The 15,889-nt window shown below is 59.3% G+C and carries 15 protein-coding genes and 1 pseudogene; 4 read left to right on the top strand and 12 right to left on the bottom strand.

Annotation, left to right across the window (positions count from 1 at the left end; all coding sequences use genetic code 11):
• Positions 1-6: 6 nt before the first annotated feature.
• From ABK249_RS08300 to ABK249_RS08285, 4 genes are all read right to left on the bottom strand, one after another.
• Positions 7-1,218, bottom strand: coding sequence for an ABC transporter permease (locus ABK249_RS08300; protein WP_227703441.1), 1,212 nt, complete (start codon positions 1,216-1,218; stop codon positions 7-9).
• A complete protein-coding gene (locus ABK249_RS08295) occupies positions 1,215-2,198 on the bottom strand; it encodes an ABC transporter permease (protein ID WP_227703442.1) in 984 nt (327 codons plus the stop codon). Before ABK249_RS08295 ends, ABK249_RS08300 begins: the two co-directional genes overlap by 4 nt.
• Entirely contained in the window at positions 2,198-3,601 is a 1,404-nt protein-coding gene (locus tag ABK249_RS08290) for a class-II fumarase/aspartase family protein (protein ID WP_348862567.1), read from the bottom strand. Before ABK249_RS08290 ends, ABK249_RS08295 begins: the two co-directional genes overlap by 1 nt.
• A 66-nt stretch (positions 3,602-3,667) precedes the next feature.
• Positions 3,668-5,275 carry an ABC transporter substrate-binding protein gene (locus ABK249_RS08285; RefSeq protein WP_227703444.1) on the bottom strand — a complete coding sequence of 536 codons (1,608 nt, stop codon included), beginning with the start codon at positions 5,273-5,275 and terminating at the stop codon, positions 3,668-3,670.
• Between the two features lie 154 nt (positions 5,276-5,429).
• Here ABK249_RS08285 and ABK249_RS08280 point away from each other — a divergent pair, with 154 nt between their 5' ends.
• Positions 5,430-6,284: a LysR substrate-binding domain-containing protein gene (locus tag ABK249_RS08280; RefSeq protein ID WP_037148352.1), complete on the top strand. Its 855-nt coding sequence runs from the start codon at positions 5,430-5,432 to the stop codon at positions 6,282-6,284.
• Positions 6,285-7,196: 912 nt separating this feature from the next.
• On the opposite strand, the gene ABK249_RS08275 is transcribed toward ABK249_RS08280, so the two are convergent.
• From ABK249_RS08275 to ABK249_RS08265, 3 genes and pseudogenes are all read right to left on the bottom strand, one after another.
• Positions 7,197-7,637: a PIN domain-containing protein gene (locus ABK249_RS08275; protein WP_348862566.1), complete on the bottom strand. Its 441-nt coding sequence runs from the start codon at positions 7,635-7,637 to the stop codon at positions 7,197-7,199.
• Between the two features lie 2 nt (positions 7,638-7,639).
• A complete protein-coding gene (locus ABK249_RS08270; RefSeq protein WP_037148358.1) occupies positions 7,640-7,891 on the bottom strand; it encodes a type II toxin-antitoxin system Phd/YefM family antitoxin in 252 nt (83 codons plus the stop codon).
• Between the two features lie 74 nt (positions 7,892-7,965).
• Positions 7,966-8,514: pseudogene (locus ABK249_RS08265) on the bottom strand (DUF3363 domain-containing protein); the annotation flags it as partial.
• A gap of 385 nt (positions 8,515-8,899) precedes the next feature.
• Here ABK249_RS08265 and ABK249_RS08260 point away from each other — a divergent pair.
• Both ABK249_RS08260 and ABK249_RS08255 read left to right on the top strand, forming a co-directional pair.
• Positions 8,900-9,736 (top strand): alpha/beta fold hydrolase, encoded by an 837-nt coding sequence (locus ABK249_RS08260; protein ID WP_348862622.1) that lies wholly within the window; start codon positions 8,900-8,902, stop codon positions 9,734-9,736.
• A 361-nt stretch (positions 9,737-10,097) separates the two neighbouring features.
• The gene (locus tag ABK249_RS08255) at positions 10,098-11,030 is read left to right on the top strand and encodes a helix-turn-helix transcriptional regulator (RefSeq protein WP_348862565.1); all 933 of its coding nucleotides are present in this window, start codon (positions 10,098-10,100) and stop codon (positions 11,028-11,030) included.
• A gap of 91 nt (positions 11,031-11,121) precedes the next feature.
• On the opposite strand, the gene ABK249_RS08250 is transcribed toward ABK249_RS08255, so the two are convergent.
• Both ABK249_RS08250 and ABK249_RS08245 read right to left on the bottom strand, forming a co-directional pair.
• The gene (locus tag ABK249_RS08250; RefSeq protein WP_227703446.1) at positions 11,122-11,541 is read right to left on the bottom strand and encodes a nuclear transport factor 2 family protein; all 420 of its coding nucleotides are present in this window, start codon (positions 11,539-11,541) and stop codon (positions 11,122-11,124) included.
• A 12-nt stretch (positions 11,542-11,553) separates the two neighbouring features.
• A complete protein-coding gene (locus tag ABK249_RS08245) occupies positions 11,554-12,303 on the bottom strand; it encodes an SDR family NAD(P)-dependent oxidoreductase (protein WP_227703447.1) in 750 nt (249 codons plus the stop codon).
• A gap of 98 nt (positions 12,304-12,401) precedes the next feature.
• Here ABK249_RS08245 and ABK249_RS08240 point away from each other — a divergent pair, with 98 nt between their 5' ends.
• Positions 12,402-13,298, top strand: a complete 897-nt coding sequence (locus tag ABK249_RS08240) for a LysR family transcriptional regulator (RefSeq protein WP_227703448.1) — start codon at positions 12,402-12,404, stop codon at positions 13,296-13,298.
• A 155-nt stretch (positions 13,299-13,453) separates the two neighbouring features.
• Here the strand turns inward: ABK249_RS08240 and ABK249_RS08235 are convergent, their stop codons facing one another.
• The 3 genes from ABK249_RS08235 to ABK249_RS08225 form a co-directional block, all read right to left on the bottom strand.
• The gene (locus tag ABK249_RS08235) at positions 13,454-14,101 is read right to left on the bottom strand and encodes an HD domain-containing protein (protein WP_037148365.1); all 648 of its coding nucleotides are present in this window, start codon (positions 14,099-14,101) and stop codon (positions 13,454-13,456) included.
• Between the two features lie 96 nt (positions 14,102-14,197).
• On the bottom strand, positions 14,198-15,136 hold the full coding sequence (locus ABK249_RS08230) for an MBL fold metallo-hydrolase (RefSeq protein ID WP_407722091.1): 939 nt from the start codon (positions 15,134-15,136) through the stop codon (positions 14,198-14,200).
• 374 nt (positions 15,137-15,510) lie between these two features.
• On the bottom strand, positions 15,511-15,876 hold the full coding sequence (locus ABK249_RS08225) for a response regulator transcription factor (protein ID WP_348862564.1): 366 nt from the start codon (positions 15,874-15,876) through the stop codon (positions 15,511-15,513).
• Positions 15,877-15,889: the final 13 nt, after the last annotated feature.

Raw genomic sequence — 15,889 nt, 5'->3', positions numbered from 1 at the left:
GTTCTCCTAGCGATCAAGCCGCGGATTATTGAGATCGCGCAACCGGTCGCCGAGCAAGTTCATGGCAACGATCATCACCAGCAGCACCACACCCGGATAGATGCTGATCCAATACTTGTGGGAAAAGATGAATTCGTAGCCGCTGGCGATCAGCATGCCGAGAGAAGGCCTGGTGAGCGGCAGGCCTACGCCGAGGAAGCTCAACGAGGATTCGAGCGAGATCGCCGCGGCGATGTTGAGCGTGAAGAGCACGATGATCTGTGGCATACAGTTTGGCAGCACATGGCGCAGCATGATGCGCGCCGGCGACAGCCGCAGGCACTGCGCCGCCTCGACATATTCCTTGCCGAGTTCACTAAGGGCGAAAGAGCGGGCGGTTCGAGCATAATAGGACCATTGCACGATGACGATGGCAAGCACGACTTTGCTGACGCCGTTGCCGAGGACAGCGAGGATCGCCAGCCCGACCAGGAGCGCCGGAAGGCCGAGCATAAAATCGACAGCGCGCATGACGATCGCGTCTGTGACGCCGCCACGCCAGGCCGAGAGAAGCCCGAGCCCAGTGCCGAACACCATGGCGACGCCGGCCGCTACCAACCCGACGAAAACACTGATCCGGATGCCGTAGAGGATGGCCGAGAGCATGTCGCGCCCAAAACCATCGGTGCCGAGACGAAATATGAAGTCCGTCTCCTGCTCCATGGACTTCGCAATAGCCAAAAAAGTGAAGCTCGCAGGCAATGGGGCGCTCGAGATGATCCTGACCTTGCTGCCCTGTGGGGTGTCAACGGTCCACCAAGGCTGGATCGGGTGTTTCTTGGCACCTTCGACAGTCACGCCTGCCGGCAGGTTGCGGATCTGCAAACTTGCGAGCCGGACATCCTCCGGCTGAACAATGACGCTCAGACAATTCGGTGCGCAGGGCTCGGTCAAAAAGGCAAGGCGGGTCTTGGCCGGCGAAACGGGCTCGACCGATGAAGAGCCGCCATCGATCCGCATATTCGCCCTGCTTTCCTCTCCCGGCAGCATGCGCTTGGAGCCCGTGGGCTTCAACGCGTCCGAGAGCTGCAACTGCGTCAGGTCGTATGGGTCCGTCGGTGCCAGCAGTGGCGCAAAGATGGCGCAGGCGACGAATGTGATGCTCACCGCGAGACTGACCACGGCGGAGTGGCTTTCGGCAAAACGCCCGGTAAAATCCTTAAGGCCAGCCGTGCTCATGCGGTGCGCCGCCTCAGAACAGATTTGACGCGCGGATCGATGACCGTGTGTAAAATGTCGACGATGAAATTGATGGCGATGAACAGGAGCGCCGTATAGGTGAGCTGCGCCACGATCAACGGCCTGTCCAGTACCTTGATCGAGTTGATCAGAAGCTTGCCAAGCCCCGGCCAGGAGAAAACGGTCTCGGTGATCACGCCATAGGCGAGAAGATTGCCCAGTTCGATCCCGGTGACGGTGACGAGCGGAACCAGCGCATTGCGCAGGATGTGGCCGACGATCACCTTGCGGCTTTTCACGCCCTTGGCATAAGCGAATTTGACGAAGTCGAGGCGTGAGATTTCCATGGTCGCTGCACGCGTCACGCGCATCAGCAGCGACATCTTGAGCAGCGCCAGGCTGAAGGCCGGCATGATGACGTGCGACCAGCCGTCGAGCGTCCAGAGGCTTGAGGTGATGCCGAAATGCGTTGCCAATTGGCCCCGGTCGCCGACCGGCAAGATCGGCAGGGCGATGCCGAATGCGACGATGAGCAGCATGCCCTGCCAGAACGTCGGGATGCTCACTCCGATCAGCGAGAAGGCCATGATGCCTCGACCGAGCAGCGATTCCGGATTCAAACCGGCATAGAGGCCCGCCGGAATGGAAATGCCAACGGCGATGAGGAAGGCCACCAAGCCGAGCTCCAGGCTGGCGGGCAGCCGCTGCAGAAGGATACTGACGACCGGCTCCTTGTAGACGAAAGAGGCCCCCCAATCCCCCTGTGCCGCATTGCCAAGGAAGACCAGGTATTGGTGCCAAAGCGGCTTGTCGAGGCCGAGCGCGGCGATGGCGGCAAGCCGGTCAGCCTCCGAAGCTTCCGACGAGATCAGGATATCCGCCGGGTTGCCGATCAGCCAGACCCCGACGAACAGCACGATCGACAGCACGAACACGACGATGACGCTTTGCAGCAGGCGCTGCAGCACGAAGGACAGCATCAGCGGTCAACCTTCAGGTAGGCGTTGATGTTGCGCTGCTCGACGGTCGGAAACGATCCGGCTCCGATATCCTGAACCAGCGATCCAAAATGCACCGCGTATTCAGCGCATATGCCGCTCGTATTTCCGGTTTCAAGCCGATTCTCGATCTCTGCCCGAAGCGCCGGGCCGCCCGGCAGCAACGACAATTCCTCCAGGAAAGGAGCTTTGCCGCCTGCCGCCGCCATGGCAGCGTCATGGACCAGTTCGTGCCCCTTGTGTTTGCCGAGCGTCTCACCGAGCCGCATCATGGCAAATTCGCCGAAGATGGCCCCCTGCGACAGATCCAGATTGGTCCGCATCCGCTCCGTATCGACATAGAGGTCGCGCACCAGAAGTTCGGTCCGCACGAGGATTTCGGAGATGGCACCGATGACTTCCGCCAGTCCATCCTCGAACATCTGGTTGGCGCTACCGTCCGACTCGAATGGCCGGTGAGCGGTCGCCATCAGCATCCCGGCCAAGGAATAAAGCTTGTTGCTGTTGGCGATGATGCCGTAGCACAGAATAGGATTGATCTTCTGCGGCATGGTGGAGGAGCCGATGGTGCCCTCGATGCGGCCCTCGTGCAATTCCCCATATTCCTCCGACGAGCTCTGATAGACCTCCTCGGCGATCTTGTGGCAGATGGACGCCGTCAGGCTCAACGCATTGACATATTCGCACATGTGGGTGCGGATCGCCCGCGAGGGAATGGCCATATCGCCCATGCAGAGAAGTGCGGCCACCCGTGATTGAAATGCGGGGCCTTGTTTGCCGAGAGCCGAAAAGCAGCCGACGGCACCACCGCTCATGACCACGAAGGCACGCTTCTCGGTCTCTTTGAGCCGGTCCATCGCCTGAAGGAATTCTTCGATCCAGACCGCCACCTTGAAGCCGAAGGTGATCGGCACAGCGTGGCGATAATGTGTGCGTCCGGCCATGATGGTGTTGGCATGTGTGCGGGCATGACGGCCGAGATGACGCAGGATGTCCGCGAGCAGTTCGTCCAGCACCACCTGAGCGCGCTTGGCGAGCAGCAGCAATCCGGTCTGGATGACGTTCTGCGTGGTGATACCCCAGTGGACATATCCGCCGTGCTGTGGGCCGCAGAGCCGGACGAGTTCGTTGATCACCGGCATGAGAGGGTGTCGGGTTGTCCGGTACGATGTGTCCAGGCGGCTCATGTCCAAATACTCGTAACGGCAATGTTCCGCGATCGCCTCCGCTGAGGCGTTGGGGATCATGCCGAGCTCTCCTTGAGCGGTCGCCACGGCCTTCTCGACGTCCAGGAAGGCTTGGTACATGGCCGATGGCGTAAAAGCGTCCCGCAGTCCTCGGTAATCGTATTGTGACGTGAGCGCGTCGTTGAATTCTGTACCCATCCGGTTTCGCACTTTCATGAAAACAAAAGCAAGGCCGGCTTGACCACCAGCCTTGCCGGTATCGTCTTATTCGGGACGCGCGGTGTAGAAGATGTTGGTCAGGTTGGCGTTGGCGTCGTAGTGCACGCCATTGCGAACGCCCCAGACACCGAACTCGTGGTAGAGTGGCACATAGCCATCGTCCTTGTAGACTTCAGCCACCGCCGCACGGATCAGTTCCTCCCGCTTGGTGTCGTCCAACGTCGATTGTGCGTCTTCAAGCGCCTTGTCGGTGACCTCGCTGGAATATCGTCCGCGGTTCGCTCCACCCCAACCGCGGTCGGGATTTCGGGTGCCGGCAAGATTGATCATCTGGCTCAGGCCTTCGCCTGTGTCGGCTGCAGCACCTGCCAGATAGAGGCTGTACTCGTATGCGCTCGCCTTGGTGAAGTAGATGCTGAAAGGGAAGGTCTCCAGCGTTACATTCAGCCCGACCTGCGAGAGCATGGCAGTTACGGCCTGGGCGACCTGAGCGCCGTTGACATAACGGTCGCTCGGCGCGTTCAGCGTCAACGAAAAGCCGTTCGGATAGCCGGCCTCGGCCAGCAGTCGCCTGGCCTCCTGCGGGTCATAGGGATAGGCCTGCAGGTCCGGATTGTGCCCGAAAACGCCCTCGACGATGATCTGGCTCGCCGGCTGTGCCATGCCACCCATCACGGTTTCGGCGATCTGCTCGCGGTTGATGGCGAGGTTGAGCGCCCTGCGCACGCGCGGATCGAGGAAGGGGTTCTTTCCATCCGTACCGGAAACCTTCGGCGTCTTTTCCTGTCCCTGGTCGGGCAACAGGAAGATCAAAAGCGTCGAAGGCATGGACGACAGATGATACTTGCCAGACGACTGGATGCTGTCGATACTATTGATCGGGACGGCGTTGATGACATCCACCGAGCCGCCGAGCAGAGCGGCGATGCGGGCGCTGTTGTCCGGAAGCGATTTGACCAGCACCGAATCGTAAGCGGGTGGCGCGCCGTAATAACGATCGTTGCGCTCCAGTTCGATCTCAACGTCGGGCGCGAACTTCTTGACGCGGTAGTGGCCGATGCCAGGCAATACCTTTCCGCTATTGAAGTCGGCCGTCTCTAGCCAATTATCGTTGCCGCAGGTCTTGTCGTCATAGGCCAGCGTAGCGCCGGTCGGATTCTGGACGATGCCGATATTGCTCAAGCTGCGCAGTAGGTTCGGATCGGGTTTCTTGGTGTCGATCTCGATCCTGCCCTCACCGGCATCCTTGATATCGGCAATGGTGGCGATGAAGCTGCTGAAGAGGCCGGGACTATTCGGCACATTGCGCACCCGGCAGATCGAATAGATTACGTCATCGGCTCCGAGCGCATTTCCGTCTTGGAATTTCGCCTCCGGCTCTAGCATGATGACCCATTTGGTCTCGCCCTGGATTTCCCACGATTTCGCAAGACGCGGCTCGACGCTGCCGTTGACGCCATTGGCGTAGACGAGTGCATCCGAGATGTTCTCGCGAAGATCGAAATTGTAGCCGGCTCGGTGGAAATGCGGATCGACAGAGGTCGCGAGTGCGGCAAGGCCCACGCGCAACTGTTCGGCCGCAGCCGGAGACGGCGCAAGCGATGTCGCGGCTGCGAGCGCCACGCCGAAAGATGCTAGTGACAGGCTTTTCATGGTCCTCCTCCCATTCATTTCGTGAGGGAACGGTAACGTGGGCCGGCTGCAGGAAAAATCGAATTTTTTTCCTATCGATTGAGTTTTTCTCAACTGAACACTAGAGTAGACGGGAGGAGAACAGATGCAAAAATCGCGCAGAGGACTGCCACCAATGACCTCGCTTCCGGTATTCGAGGCGGTGGGGCGGCATATGAGTATTGCCAAGGCAGCGGGCGAACTCTGCCTCACGGCGGGCGCCGTCAGTCGCCAGATCCGAAACCTGGAAGCTTTTCTCGGCTGCCATCTCTTCGAGCGAACGAACCGAAAGATTGCGTTTACCCCTGTTGGCGAAGTTTATTGGGGCAGAATCCAGGCTTCGCTCGGCGAGATACGCGCCGTTACCAGCGACCTATCCGTTGGCGTCAACCGGCGACCGCTCGTCATCGGCAGCCCTCGCGTCTTTTTGCAAAAATGCATTATGCCGGTGCTGGGGACGCTTTATGCGCGCCACCCGGACATTGTCGTGAAATTCGTGACAGGCGGGCATGACAGCGAAGGAGCGGACGGGACGATTTATGTAGGCGAGGCTGTCGGCAGGAAAGGTTTTGTGTGTGAGGTTCTGGCCGATGCGGATCTCACTCCGGTCTGTAGTCCTGGCTATCTTCGGCGCGCGCCGCCCCTTGATACACCGGACGATCTCGAACGGCATGTCCTGCTGCGTTCCGCCGAATTCACCCGCAACTGGGAACGCTGGCTGGGACCACGCGTCGCGAGAACATTCGCGAATGCCCGTTTCATCGATCTGGAGAGCTCGGGCCTCGAATTGACTGCAGCCGTGGAGGGCCTCGGCATCGCGATCGTTCGACAAAGGCTGGTCAGGCAGGAATTGGCGGAAGGTCAGCTTGTCGCGCTATTTGCGGACCACATGGTGCGCGAGCATTATGTATTCATGTTCGCCGAACCGAAGCTGCGATCGGACAGTTTCCGTTTCCTCCGGAAATGGCTGAACGATGCTGTAGCTCAATGATCCGGGCCGCATCTGGAAAGCTCGCCGACTTTTGCCGGCGAGCCCACGAAGCTGCTCGCCCATGTGTGATCGGCGGCAGCGACGTATTGGGATGAGAGTGTGAAAGCGATGCGATAGGTCAAGCGTTGAGGCTCAAAGCGCAATCCGCGTCTGGCGGGAGCGCAATTCGGCCGCAAGCGCTATTGGGTCAGCGAAGCTCGCAGACGTGCGGTAGACTCTTTCGAAGGCTTTGCATCAACGGGAACAATATCGACGATCTCCGAGAGCATGAACTCCTTCTGAGCGCCGCAAATGGTAGCATAGACAACACGGTCTATTATTTTCAGATTTTCGGACACGAATGTCCGTTGGTCGCCGTTATCGAGCACCGATACAACATACATGTTGATCCCCATAGAGGTTAGGCGCGGAGGTCATTTCGCGCGAGATCAACTGTTAGCGAGCGATGGTTAATGCGCCATTAAACGGCCTGTCGTCGGCAACTTCGTTGCCTTCATGAGGCTGGGCGCTCTCCAGTCATGAAGCATATAGCTGACCGGAGCGCTTTGCCGCGAAAGGCTCCAAGACCCCTTCGGCAGCGGTGCCGGAAAGGCTTGGACATTCTCCAGAACCCGTGGATCCGCCGACGATGGCGCCTCGATTTCCTGCACGACGAGGACGGCACCCTGTCTCCAATCCTCTCGTCATTGGTCGCAAAGCTCATCCTGGCATGGCAATTTTCGAAGATGGGATTGTTCGCGCTGTAGGCGTTCTCGATCTGATTCAAGGACCGGGCGATCAGGAGGACGATGGCGGGTTGGCCCCAGAGAACGCGTGTAGCTGACAAGGTGGAACTCCTTTCCAGCGTGCCTCGGCGAAAGCCATCGTAAAATAGTTACAGGTTGCGGAACCGACCAATACCGGTACGGGCCATTACTGAATGGTCGGCAATTGCTTCAGGGGATTGGCGAGTGGCACGCCCAGTGGCTCGAAATGACGCTCATTAGCCGTCAGAACCGTGAGACCATGCGCGGCGGCGGTTGCGGCAATGGCGATGTCCTCGAAACCGGGATCATGAGCTCGCGCCCGATCGAGCATCAGGCCCGCATGTCTGGCCTCCTCGACGCCGAACGGTAGAATACGACCGGCATAGAAATGTTCGACGGCGGCAAGCCAGCGGCGCAGGTTTGTCGCCTTCGTCGTCGCCTCGATCCTGACGGCGCGGGCAATGCCCGCCTCGATCTCGGCGATGGTGATGGCCGAAAGATACAGCCTGTCACTATTCGCACGCACCCACGCCGCGAACGCCTCGACACCGACATGGCGCTTGGTCGGCGCATCGGCCGACACAATATTGGTGTCCGGAAGATACAAGATCAGAGACCGTTTTCGCGCAATGCGCGGGCGGGCTTCCCCGATCGTCCGGGAATATCCTCCGGCTCACCGGGAAAGGCTAAAAGCAGATCGGCAAAGTCCGGCACCTTGGAAACTCGTTCCCACTCCTCGAAGGAAACCAGCACGGCTTCCTTGCGACCATGACGGGTGATAACGGTCGGCTCGCCGGCCACGGCTCGATCGACCACGGCGGAAAGCGTAGCCTTCGCGTCCTTGAGCTGGATTTCCTTCATGGCAATCCTCCATATGACCACCAATAGTCATATACGATTCCGCCGGTTTGAATCAAGCGAAAGGCTGGAACATTTCATTCACAGCCAAACCCGCGCTTTCGTCCAAAGCTCCAGTCAACACCGCCATCGGCGCGAGCCACACCGGATATGGGCTGGCCGATGTGCTTCTCGACGGAAGGCGCCCACGGCCCGAGGCTGAAGCCGAGGCCGTCGTCGACCATCGCGAAGCGGCCGGATGCAAGGGTGAAGCGCCGGTTGTAGGTGCCGGCAACATACTCCCCGCCGGCGGATTGGCGGTACGGCATGTTCATTTCATTGGAGAGCTTTTCGCCGAGCGCGTCGAGTTCACATTGCCTGAGCGTACCAAGCAGGTTGCGGGCGAAGACGACCCGCTTGCCCTCGCGCCGTGCCAGGCCTTCTTCGACCAGATGTTCGGTTCTGGCTTCCATCGCTTGGCTCACTTCCAACCCGAAGCCCACGCCGAAATCGATCGGATCGCGAGCGACAAGCTGGCGATCGAGCCATGTGGCACCGTCGGCTGTTGTCTGTACCTCAATGGAAAGATCGGAGCGGACGGCCAGCGCTACGCGGTGCTCGCCTCTCGCATCCTCTAAGGATTGCAGCGAGTGCGTTATGCCGGAACTGGTTGCGGGGGGCTCGCAACACCCAGTTCCTGCGATTCGTCGAGCGGACAGTTCCCAGATTAGCCTGGCCGATCAAAAGAACAGCAATCTCGCGACACGAACAGCAATCCCGCAAGGTCATGGGTTTTCGTCCTCGCATAAAACGTCTGCGAGCAATGCCTCGAACAAGGAGATAGCCATGATCGGAAATTCTTTCCCAGATCCTTCCAACGCAAAAGAACATCTTTTTGCAGAATCGCTGCCACTTCGCCGCAGTGTGCTGATTGCCGGCCTTTCCGCCTCGGTACTGGCGGCCATGCCCACCGGCGCTGCAGCCAAAACCACCACCACCAAAGGCAGCCAGGCCAGTAAGGAAAGCCGTGAGATGAACCATGTAACCACCTCCGACGGCGTTGAGATTTTCTACAAGGACTGGGGTCCGAAAAATGCCCAGCCGCTCGTCTTCCATCACGGCTGGCCGCTCTCAGCCGACGACTGGGATGCACAGATGCTCTTCTTCCTTGGCAAGGGATATCGGGTGATCGCCCATGACCGTCGTGGACACGGACGTTCGAGCCAGGTCAGCGACGGTCACGATATGGATCATTATGCTGCTGATTTCGCCGCAGTCGCCAAGCATCTCGACCTCCGCAACGCCATCCATATCGGGCACTCGACTGGCGGCGGCGAGGCGACACATTATGTTGCCAGGCACGGGCAGCCGAACGGGCGCGTGGCCAAGTTGGTGCTGATTGGTGCCGTGCCGCCGATCATGGTCAAGACGAACGACAATCCCAGCGGCCTGCCGCTTGAAGTCTTAGATGGCTTGCGCGCCCAGCTTGCCGCGCACCGGGCGCAGTTCTATTACGATCTCGCAAGCGGCCCCTTCTATGGTTTCAATCGGGAGGGCGCCAAGACGGTCGACACTGTCGTCCAGAATTGGTGGCGCCAGTCGATGATGGGCGGCGCGAACGCGCAATATCTCGGTATCAAGGCGTTTTCTGAAACCGATTTCACCGAAGACCTGAAGATGATCACGGTGCCGACATTTGTCATGCATGGCGACGACGATCAGATCGTACCGATCGCAGACTCTGCGCCACTTTCGGCAAAGCTCCTGAAGAATTCCACTCTCAAGGTCTATCCGGGCCTGCCGCATGGCATGTGCACAACGCATGCCGAGATCATTAACGCCGACCTGCTCGCGTTCATCCAGAGCTAGGTCGGTCGGGAAGCGGCGCCATCCGCCGCCGGCGCCGCTTCCCTATCCGTCATCACTTTCGCCCCTCCGAAGATCGGCCTCACAAACACATCGATCGGCATCTGATCTAAAGCTGGAACGGCACTCCATCCGCGATAGAGCGATATCGCAATCGTTGATTGCCGGCTGGCATTTCGATCGGAAAAGCTATCCTTAGGCATAGGACATCGCGCCGATTTGCGAAAGCCACCAACGCCTCTTGTGCTGGGCGCCCATTCTTTGGGTCAGGTTTTGGCAGTCCAGCGAACAATGTCGCCAATAGCGGTTGAATTCTATTCTCCTTCCTAGCTCTCGACGACGAGCCCGCAGGAAGGAATCGAGCATGGCTTCCTTTGATATCAAGTCACCGAACCCGGCCGTGACATTCACGAAGCGTTTGGAAGCAGGCGTGACGCCCTACCACGAAATGCAGCGCGTGTTGCGTACCGCACCAGTGGAATCCCTATGCATCGACGACCCTTTCGATACCCGGCTCACGCGCTGGAAGCACGGTCCCATTCATGAAATCGTGCAGCCCATGTCGGACCACGTGCTCATGACCTATCTCGGTACGATGCAGCGTTTGGAGCGGCGGTCTGGAAGGGAATATTCGACGGGCATGGGGCGCCGCGGCAGCATCACCTTCATCCCAGCAGGCTCCAGTTCGCGATGGGACATCCACGGACCGATGGACATTGTGCAGCTTTATCTGTCGCCGGAGCTTCTCGACAGTGTCGCGCGCGAAGGCTCCCGCTCTGCGAGGCCTCTGGTCGAGAGCACAGCGCAACCGGACAATGTCATGGCAACCTTGCTTGAGATGACGCATAAGTCATCGGGCGATCCGGCCTATCTGGCAGGACTCTATCGGAAGCAATTAGCAAGTCTGATTGCCATCCACCTCGTCAAGACCCATAGTGGTGTCGCCCAAACCGCTGAAAAAGCCTCGGGCGGCCTCTCCCCGGCCATTCTCCGCATGTCGCTGGAGCGGTTGTCCTCAGAAAACGAGGAGGATTTTTCACTCGGCGCGCTTGCCGAGGCTGCCAATCTTTCGCGCTTCCACTTCTGCAGGGCCTTCAAGAAAAGCACGGGGCTCACGCCACATGAATGGCTGCGCCAGCGACGGATGGAACAGGCGATGGCGATGCTGCGCAACCCGGCGCTGCAGATAACCAACATCGCCGGAACGCTTGGTTATGCAACGCTCACCGCCTTTTGCGTGGCGTTCAAGCGCCACACCGGATCGACGCCCGGGGATTGGCGCCGGGCCACCCTTTAAAACAAGACCGGGCAGAAACCACTGCAGCCGGCTCATCGGAAGCCGGCTGCAGTGCGTTGTACGGAGGAGAGGTGCAACACGCCCCTTTGTGTCAATATTCACGGTGCGGAAGGAACCCTTTGACGGTGGCAAGGTCTGGCCAGGGCAAGACCGTTTCCCCCGACACTTTCCAGTCGCCGTTTATCCGTCGCATGCGCAACTCGTAGAAAGCCGGCGACGCACGATCGCTCATGCGACGATAGAGAACTGCCGTCGCCTCATCGCCCTGTTGCTCGATGTGCAATATCCTTTTCTCGGTCGAAAGCGGCTTTTCACCTCCATCGCGCCGGGCACGGAATTCGGCAAACATTTCCGCCTTGGAAAACCGCGCGATTGTGCCGTCGGGGGTGAGGACCAGAAAGCCCAGGTCTTCGGTGTACAAATCCTCCATCTCTTCCATTCGATAATTGCTGCCGGCTTCTGCCAGCCGATCGATGAATGCGGCAATTTCGGAATTATGCTGCTCGTTCATAACTTTGCTCCTTCAAGCCAGGGTCATGCCGCCATCGACATGCAGTTCGATGCCGTTCACGAAGCTTCCTGCATCGGACGCGAGAAACAGCGCCGCGCGAGCCAGTTCCTCCGGCCGCCCCATGCGGCCGGCGGGAATGAGAGACGCCATCTGACCTTCAAATGCCGGGCGATCGGCTTCCGAAACCCCAAGCTTGCCGAGGATTGCGGTTTCGACCGGTCCGGGGCTCAGGACGTTCACGCGGATCTTCCGTGGTTTGAACTCGATGGCCCAGCTCCTTGCGAAGGCGGCAACCGCGGCTTTCGAGCCGGAATAGACGGCATGGTCCGGCAGAACCTTCGTTGCGGCCAGCGAACTGGTAATGATGATGTTGCCGCCATCGCGAAGAAGCGGAGCCATCGCCTGTACGCCGAAGAAGACGCCGCGGGTATTCGTTGCGAAGTGACGGTCGTAATCCTCAAGGGTGACGCTGCCGGAAGCTTTAAGGTTGATGACGCCGGCATTGGCCATATAGATGTCAAACTCGCCGAAGCGGCGCTTCACCAGGTCCGCGAGTTTTTGGTGATGCTCCAGATCGGCGACGTCGCCGGCGATGCCGATGGCGCCGTGGCCGATTTCGCCGGCCACGTGCTCGACAATATCCCGGCGTCGGCCGGTAATGATGACCTGCGCCCCTTCCTCTGCGAAGAGCTGCGCGGTTGCCTTGCCGATACCGCTATTGCCGCCGGTAATCACGGCAACCTTGTTTTTGAGATGCTGCATTTGTTTATCTCCTGCTTTTCATCGCAGATGAGATAAATGCTGACAGCGCATGCCATTAGACCACGATCAGGCACATGATCTGTGCCACGGAGACGCGAATGCCAAACCTGCTGGACGAAACGCCGGGATTGATGGCGTTTGTGCGGACCGTTGAAGCCGGATCGTTCACCGCGGCAGCGCGCGACCTTGGCACGACGCCATCGGCAGTTTCGAAAAGCGTGGCGCGGCTGGAGAGGAAAATTGGCTCGCGGCTCTTCCTGCGCACCACCCGAGCGCTGACCCTGACCCAGGATGGGCAGATGTTTTTCGAGCGCGTCGCGCCGCTTTTGCGGGAAATCGATGCGAGTGACGATGCCATCCGGCTCCAAACTGCTCCATCCGGCAGGCTGCGGATCAGCATGCCTGGCGAGCTTGCGCAGCTGTTGCTTCCGAGCCTGTTTGGCACATTTGCGAAGAGCTATCCGGATCTCCAGCTCGATGTCAGGCTGACCGACCGCTTCGTCGATCTGGTCCGGGAGGATTATGACGTCGCCTTGCGCGCCGGAATCCCGACACAGGAGGATCTGATCGTCCGCCGCCTGGCGGATCTGCCGATGGCCATTGTCGCCTCCCCCGCCTTTCTCGATACGTGGGGCAGCCCGAAATCCATCGAGGAACTGGCTGGGCTGCCCTTTGCCCGTTACGTGATGGACGGCGTGGTACAGTCAGTCCGCTTCGCCGATGGTACCGACTTCATTCCAAGGGGAAGGGTCGATTGCGATACGGGAATGGCCTTGATTCAAGCCGCGCGCAGCGGACTTGGCGCCGCTTACCTGCTTCGATGCCTTGTGACGAACGATTTGCTGGCCGGTACGCTTGTCGAACTTGCACCGGATTTCGCGCTTCCCACGTTGCCCTTCAGCGCCCTGCATGCCTTCGGGCGGACTGTACCGGCGCGCGTAAGGCTATTTTGCGACTTCATGGCCGGCGAAGCCAAAACCCTCGCCGGCTTGTAGCTTCGGGGTCAGATAGTTCAGAAATGACTTGAGAATGCCCCCGGCGAACAACGATGGCTATTCAACTCGGGATTCTCCACCTATCCAAAGGTTCAGGTCGTCTGGCGGAACCTTTAGCCGTGTTGCGGGCACATTGACCCCGCCGGATGCCGCCGTCACTCGTCGAAGGGGGCGGCCGCGACGAGATCGACGGACGACGGGACGCGATAACCCGGGACGAGGCGCTCACCGAAATCCCTGACGAAATTGTCGTAGGTGGTTTCCGGCTGCGTTTTCGCGATATGGCAGAAACACGCGGTCATTTTCTGCTTCATTCCGAGCCGCGGGAATTCAGCGACAATCGCCTGTACTTCGGATGACGGAATGACGCTGTATTTTAGGCCTACGACATCAAAACAGATGCCGGTCGTGCAGAGCATAACCTCCGCCTCCTTGTAGAGCCCGATCGAAGGCGTGGAATTGAGTGCTACACTGTCCCAAATTAGTTGGGCGCGGCGCTTGTCCAATCCGGCCTTCTTTGCAAAATCCCGTGCCATATCCGCGGCCTCCACCTCAAACCGACGAGGACCTGCAAATCTCTCGTTAAGAGTGATGTCGTGCAGCAACACGCCGAGGGCAAGGACTTCCCCATCATGGGCGATGTCCTGAAGCTCAGCAATCCTGACCGCGAATAGCCAGGACCGGAACACGTGGTTGAACAGGTAGGTTTCGTATGTTTCGCGAGCATAGTCGATCGCTAAATCGACAAGCGGCGTTTTGGGAACTGAAATGCCGGCAAATAGGCGTGTCTCTGTCGTGGTCATGTCGTATCCCTCTGACGATTGGGGCGGGTAGACTTGGCGATCCCGGCGGACCGGGATCGCGCGCGGTGCCTCATCGGCACGTCGGCTATTTTGCGGTCAATAATCCCAGAAAACCGGCACCCAACGGAAAGCGTCGCCATCAACGCCAACATGCCCAACCGAGGGGAACGGCATGTGGGTGGCTACCAGCAACTCGCCGGTCGTCGCCAATTCCTTCAAAAGCCGGACTCGAACGCGGGCAGCCTCCTCGGGATCGTGTTCGAAGCCGTTGAACCAGTCAGGGTGTTCGAAACCGACCGCGAACACGGCGTCGCCGGCAAACATCAGCCGGTCGTTGCCGGATACCACGCGGACCACGCTGTGCCCTGGCGTATGGCCGCCCGTGCGGGAGACGACGACGCCTGGAGCAACCTCATACTCCTCGTCAAACAGCCGCAGTTGGTTATGGTATTCCTTGGCAAATCGTTTGGCGGCGGCGCGAAGGGCATCCGGGAAGCCCGGAGGCATGTTTACATGCGTGAAATCGGGCGCTTCCCAGAATTTGACTTCGGCGGAAGCGACGTGAATCCGCAGATCCGGGCGCAGCCGTTCCTTAACGCCATCGACGAGCAGCCCGCCAACGTGATCCATATGCATGTGGGTCAACACGATGTCGGTCACCGACGCGAGATCGATTCCGGCGCTCTCCAGCCGCTTGACCAGCTGCCCTGCCCGCGGCAGGTTTAGTTCTGGATCCAGTCCCAGCCCGGCGTCGATGAGGATGGTCTGCGCGCCGCTGCGCACCACGACAGCGTTCAGTGCCCAATCGAAAGCGTCCACCGGCAGGAACATATTTTCCAACCAGACGGCGCGTTCTGCTGCGTCGACATTGTGCCCCAACATCTTGGTCGGAAGGGGCAGTACGCCATCGCTGATCACCAACACCTCGATCTCGCCGATTTTCACCGCGTAGCGCGATGGAACCAGTTCTTCGGTTGTCGGCTGACCGGGACGTGAGATGTTTTCCATACTCACATCTGTCTTTTGCTGACCCATCATATGGGGATTTGCTTCTACCTGCGTCATGATGTGCTCCTGTTCTGCGGGGGTGGAACGTGCGAGGCACGGACCATGCGGCAGAGTGTATTGGGGCGCGTTTTGGCGGTCGATTGGGCCGAGGAAGAGGGAGAGCTAGCCCCAAGAACAGGGTAGGTGCCCCATTCGTTTACGAGAGCGAGGATTGAGTCATGGCTACTCTGCTATGGGGACGGAGACGCTTGATATTTTGAGGGTGGGCGCTGGCCGCGCGGTGATCGCCGTTGATCAACGCAAGCGCTCCAAGCCGATGCTTGCGCCTGTCAAACCGGCTATTTCTACCAAAAAAAAGCGTAATGTCGGGACCGAGAAAGTGACGTAAACGCGGGTCGGGCTCAGCCTTTCCGGTCGCCCAGCGCGTCGCGAACGGCCGCAAGCAGAGCATGCCCGTCAAAGGGTTTTCGCAGAAAACCGCCAATCCCTCGGGCTCGGTCCTGATCCGCTATCTCATGCCGCCCGGTGATCAGGAATACGGGAAGTTGCGGGTTCTCCCGCCTGGCAAGGTCGCGGAGTTCGAACCCGTCGGCACCGGGCATGCCGATATCGGTGATCAACACATCCACTCCCTTAAGACCGGAGGAAAGCAGCGCCTCCCCCGAGGTGAAGCTGCAGGCAGTGAACCCCGCCGATTCAAGGAGTTCCACCAGTGAGGCAAGCACGTCCGGATCGTCGTCGACAATCGCTACAATAGGCTTGTGCATACTGTCCCCTTCC

It is taken from the genome of Neorhizobium phenanthreniclasticum (assembly GCF_040066075.1).
Classification (GTDB): domain Bacteria; phylum Pseudomonadota; class Alphaproteobacteria; order Rhizobiales; family Rhizobiaceae; genus Neorhizobium; species Neorhizobium petrolearium.
Note: the sequence above shows the minus strand (reverse complement) of the source record. Positions and strands in the feature narration are given on the sequence as shown.

Bases quoted from the DNA above. Each gene is read 5' to 3' on its own strand.
- ABK249_RS08300 (WP_227703441.1), bottom strand. From the start codon at position 1,218: ATGAGCACGGCTGGCCTTAAGGATTTTACCGGGCGTTTTGCCGAAAGC.
- ABK249_RS08295 (WP_227703442.1), bottom strand. From the start codon at position 2,198: ATGCTGTCCTTCGTGCTGCAGCGCCTGCTGCAAAGCGTCATCGTCGTG.
- ABK249_RS08290 (WP_348862567.1), bottom strand. From the start codon at position 3,601: ATGGGTACAGAATTCAACGACGCGCTCACGTCACAATACGATTACCGA.
- ABK249_RS08285 (WP_227703444.1), bottom strand. From the start codon at position 5,275: ATGAAAAGCCTGTCACTAGCATCTTTCGGCGTGGCGCTCGCAGCCGCG.
- ABK249_RS08280 (WP_037148352.1), top strand. From the start codon at position 5,430: ATGACCTCGCTTCCGGTATTCGAGGCGGTGGGGCGGCATATGAGTATT.
- ABK249_RS08270 (WP_037148358.1), bottom strand. From the start codon at position 7,891: ATGAAGGAAATCCAGCTCAAGGACGCGAAGGCTACGCTTTCCGCCGTG.
- ABK249_RS08260 (WP_348862622.1), top strand. From the start codon at position 8,900: ATGAACCATGTAACCACCTCCGACGGCGTTGAGATTTTCTACAAGGAC.
- ABK249_RS08255 (WP_348862565.1), top strand. From the start codon at position 10,098: ATGGCTTCCTTTGATATCAAGTCACCGAACCCGGCCGTGACATTCACG.
- ABK249_RS08250 (WP_227703446.1), bottom strand. From the start codon at position 11,541: ATGAACGAGCAGCATAATTCCGAAATTGCCGCATTCATCGATCGGCTG.
- ABK249_RS08245 (WP_227703447.1), bottom strand. From the start codon at position 12,303: ATGCAGCATCTCAAAAACAAGGTTGCCGTGATTACCGGCGGCAATAGC.
- ABK249_RS08240 (WP_227703448.1), top strand. From the start codon at position 12,402: ATGCCAAACCTGCTGGACGAAACGCCGGGATTGATGGCGTTTGTGCGG.
- ABK249_RS08235 (WP_037148365.1), bottom strand. From the start codon at position 14,101: ATGACCACGACAGAGACACGCCTATTTGCCGGCATTTCAGTTCCCAAA.
- ABK249_RS08230 (WP_407722091.1), bottom strand. From the start codon at position 15,136: ATGGGTCAGCAAAAGACAGATGTGAGTATGGAAAACATCTCACGTCCC.
- ABK249_RS08225 (WP_348862564.1), bottom strand. From the start codon at position 15,876: ATGCACAAGCCTATTGTAGCGATTGTCGACGACGATCCGGACGTGCTT.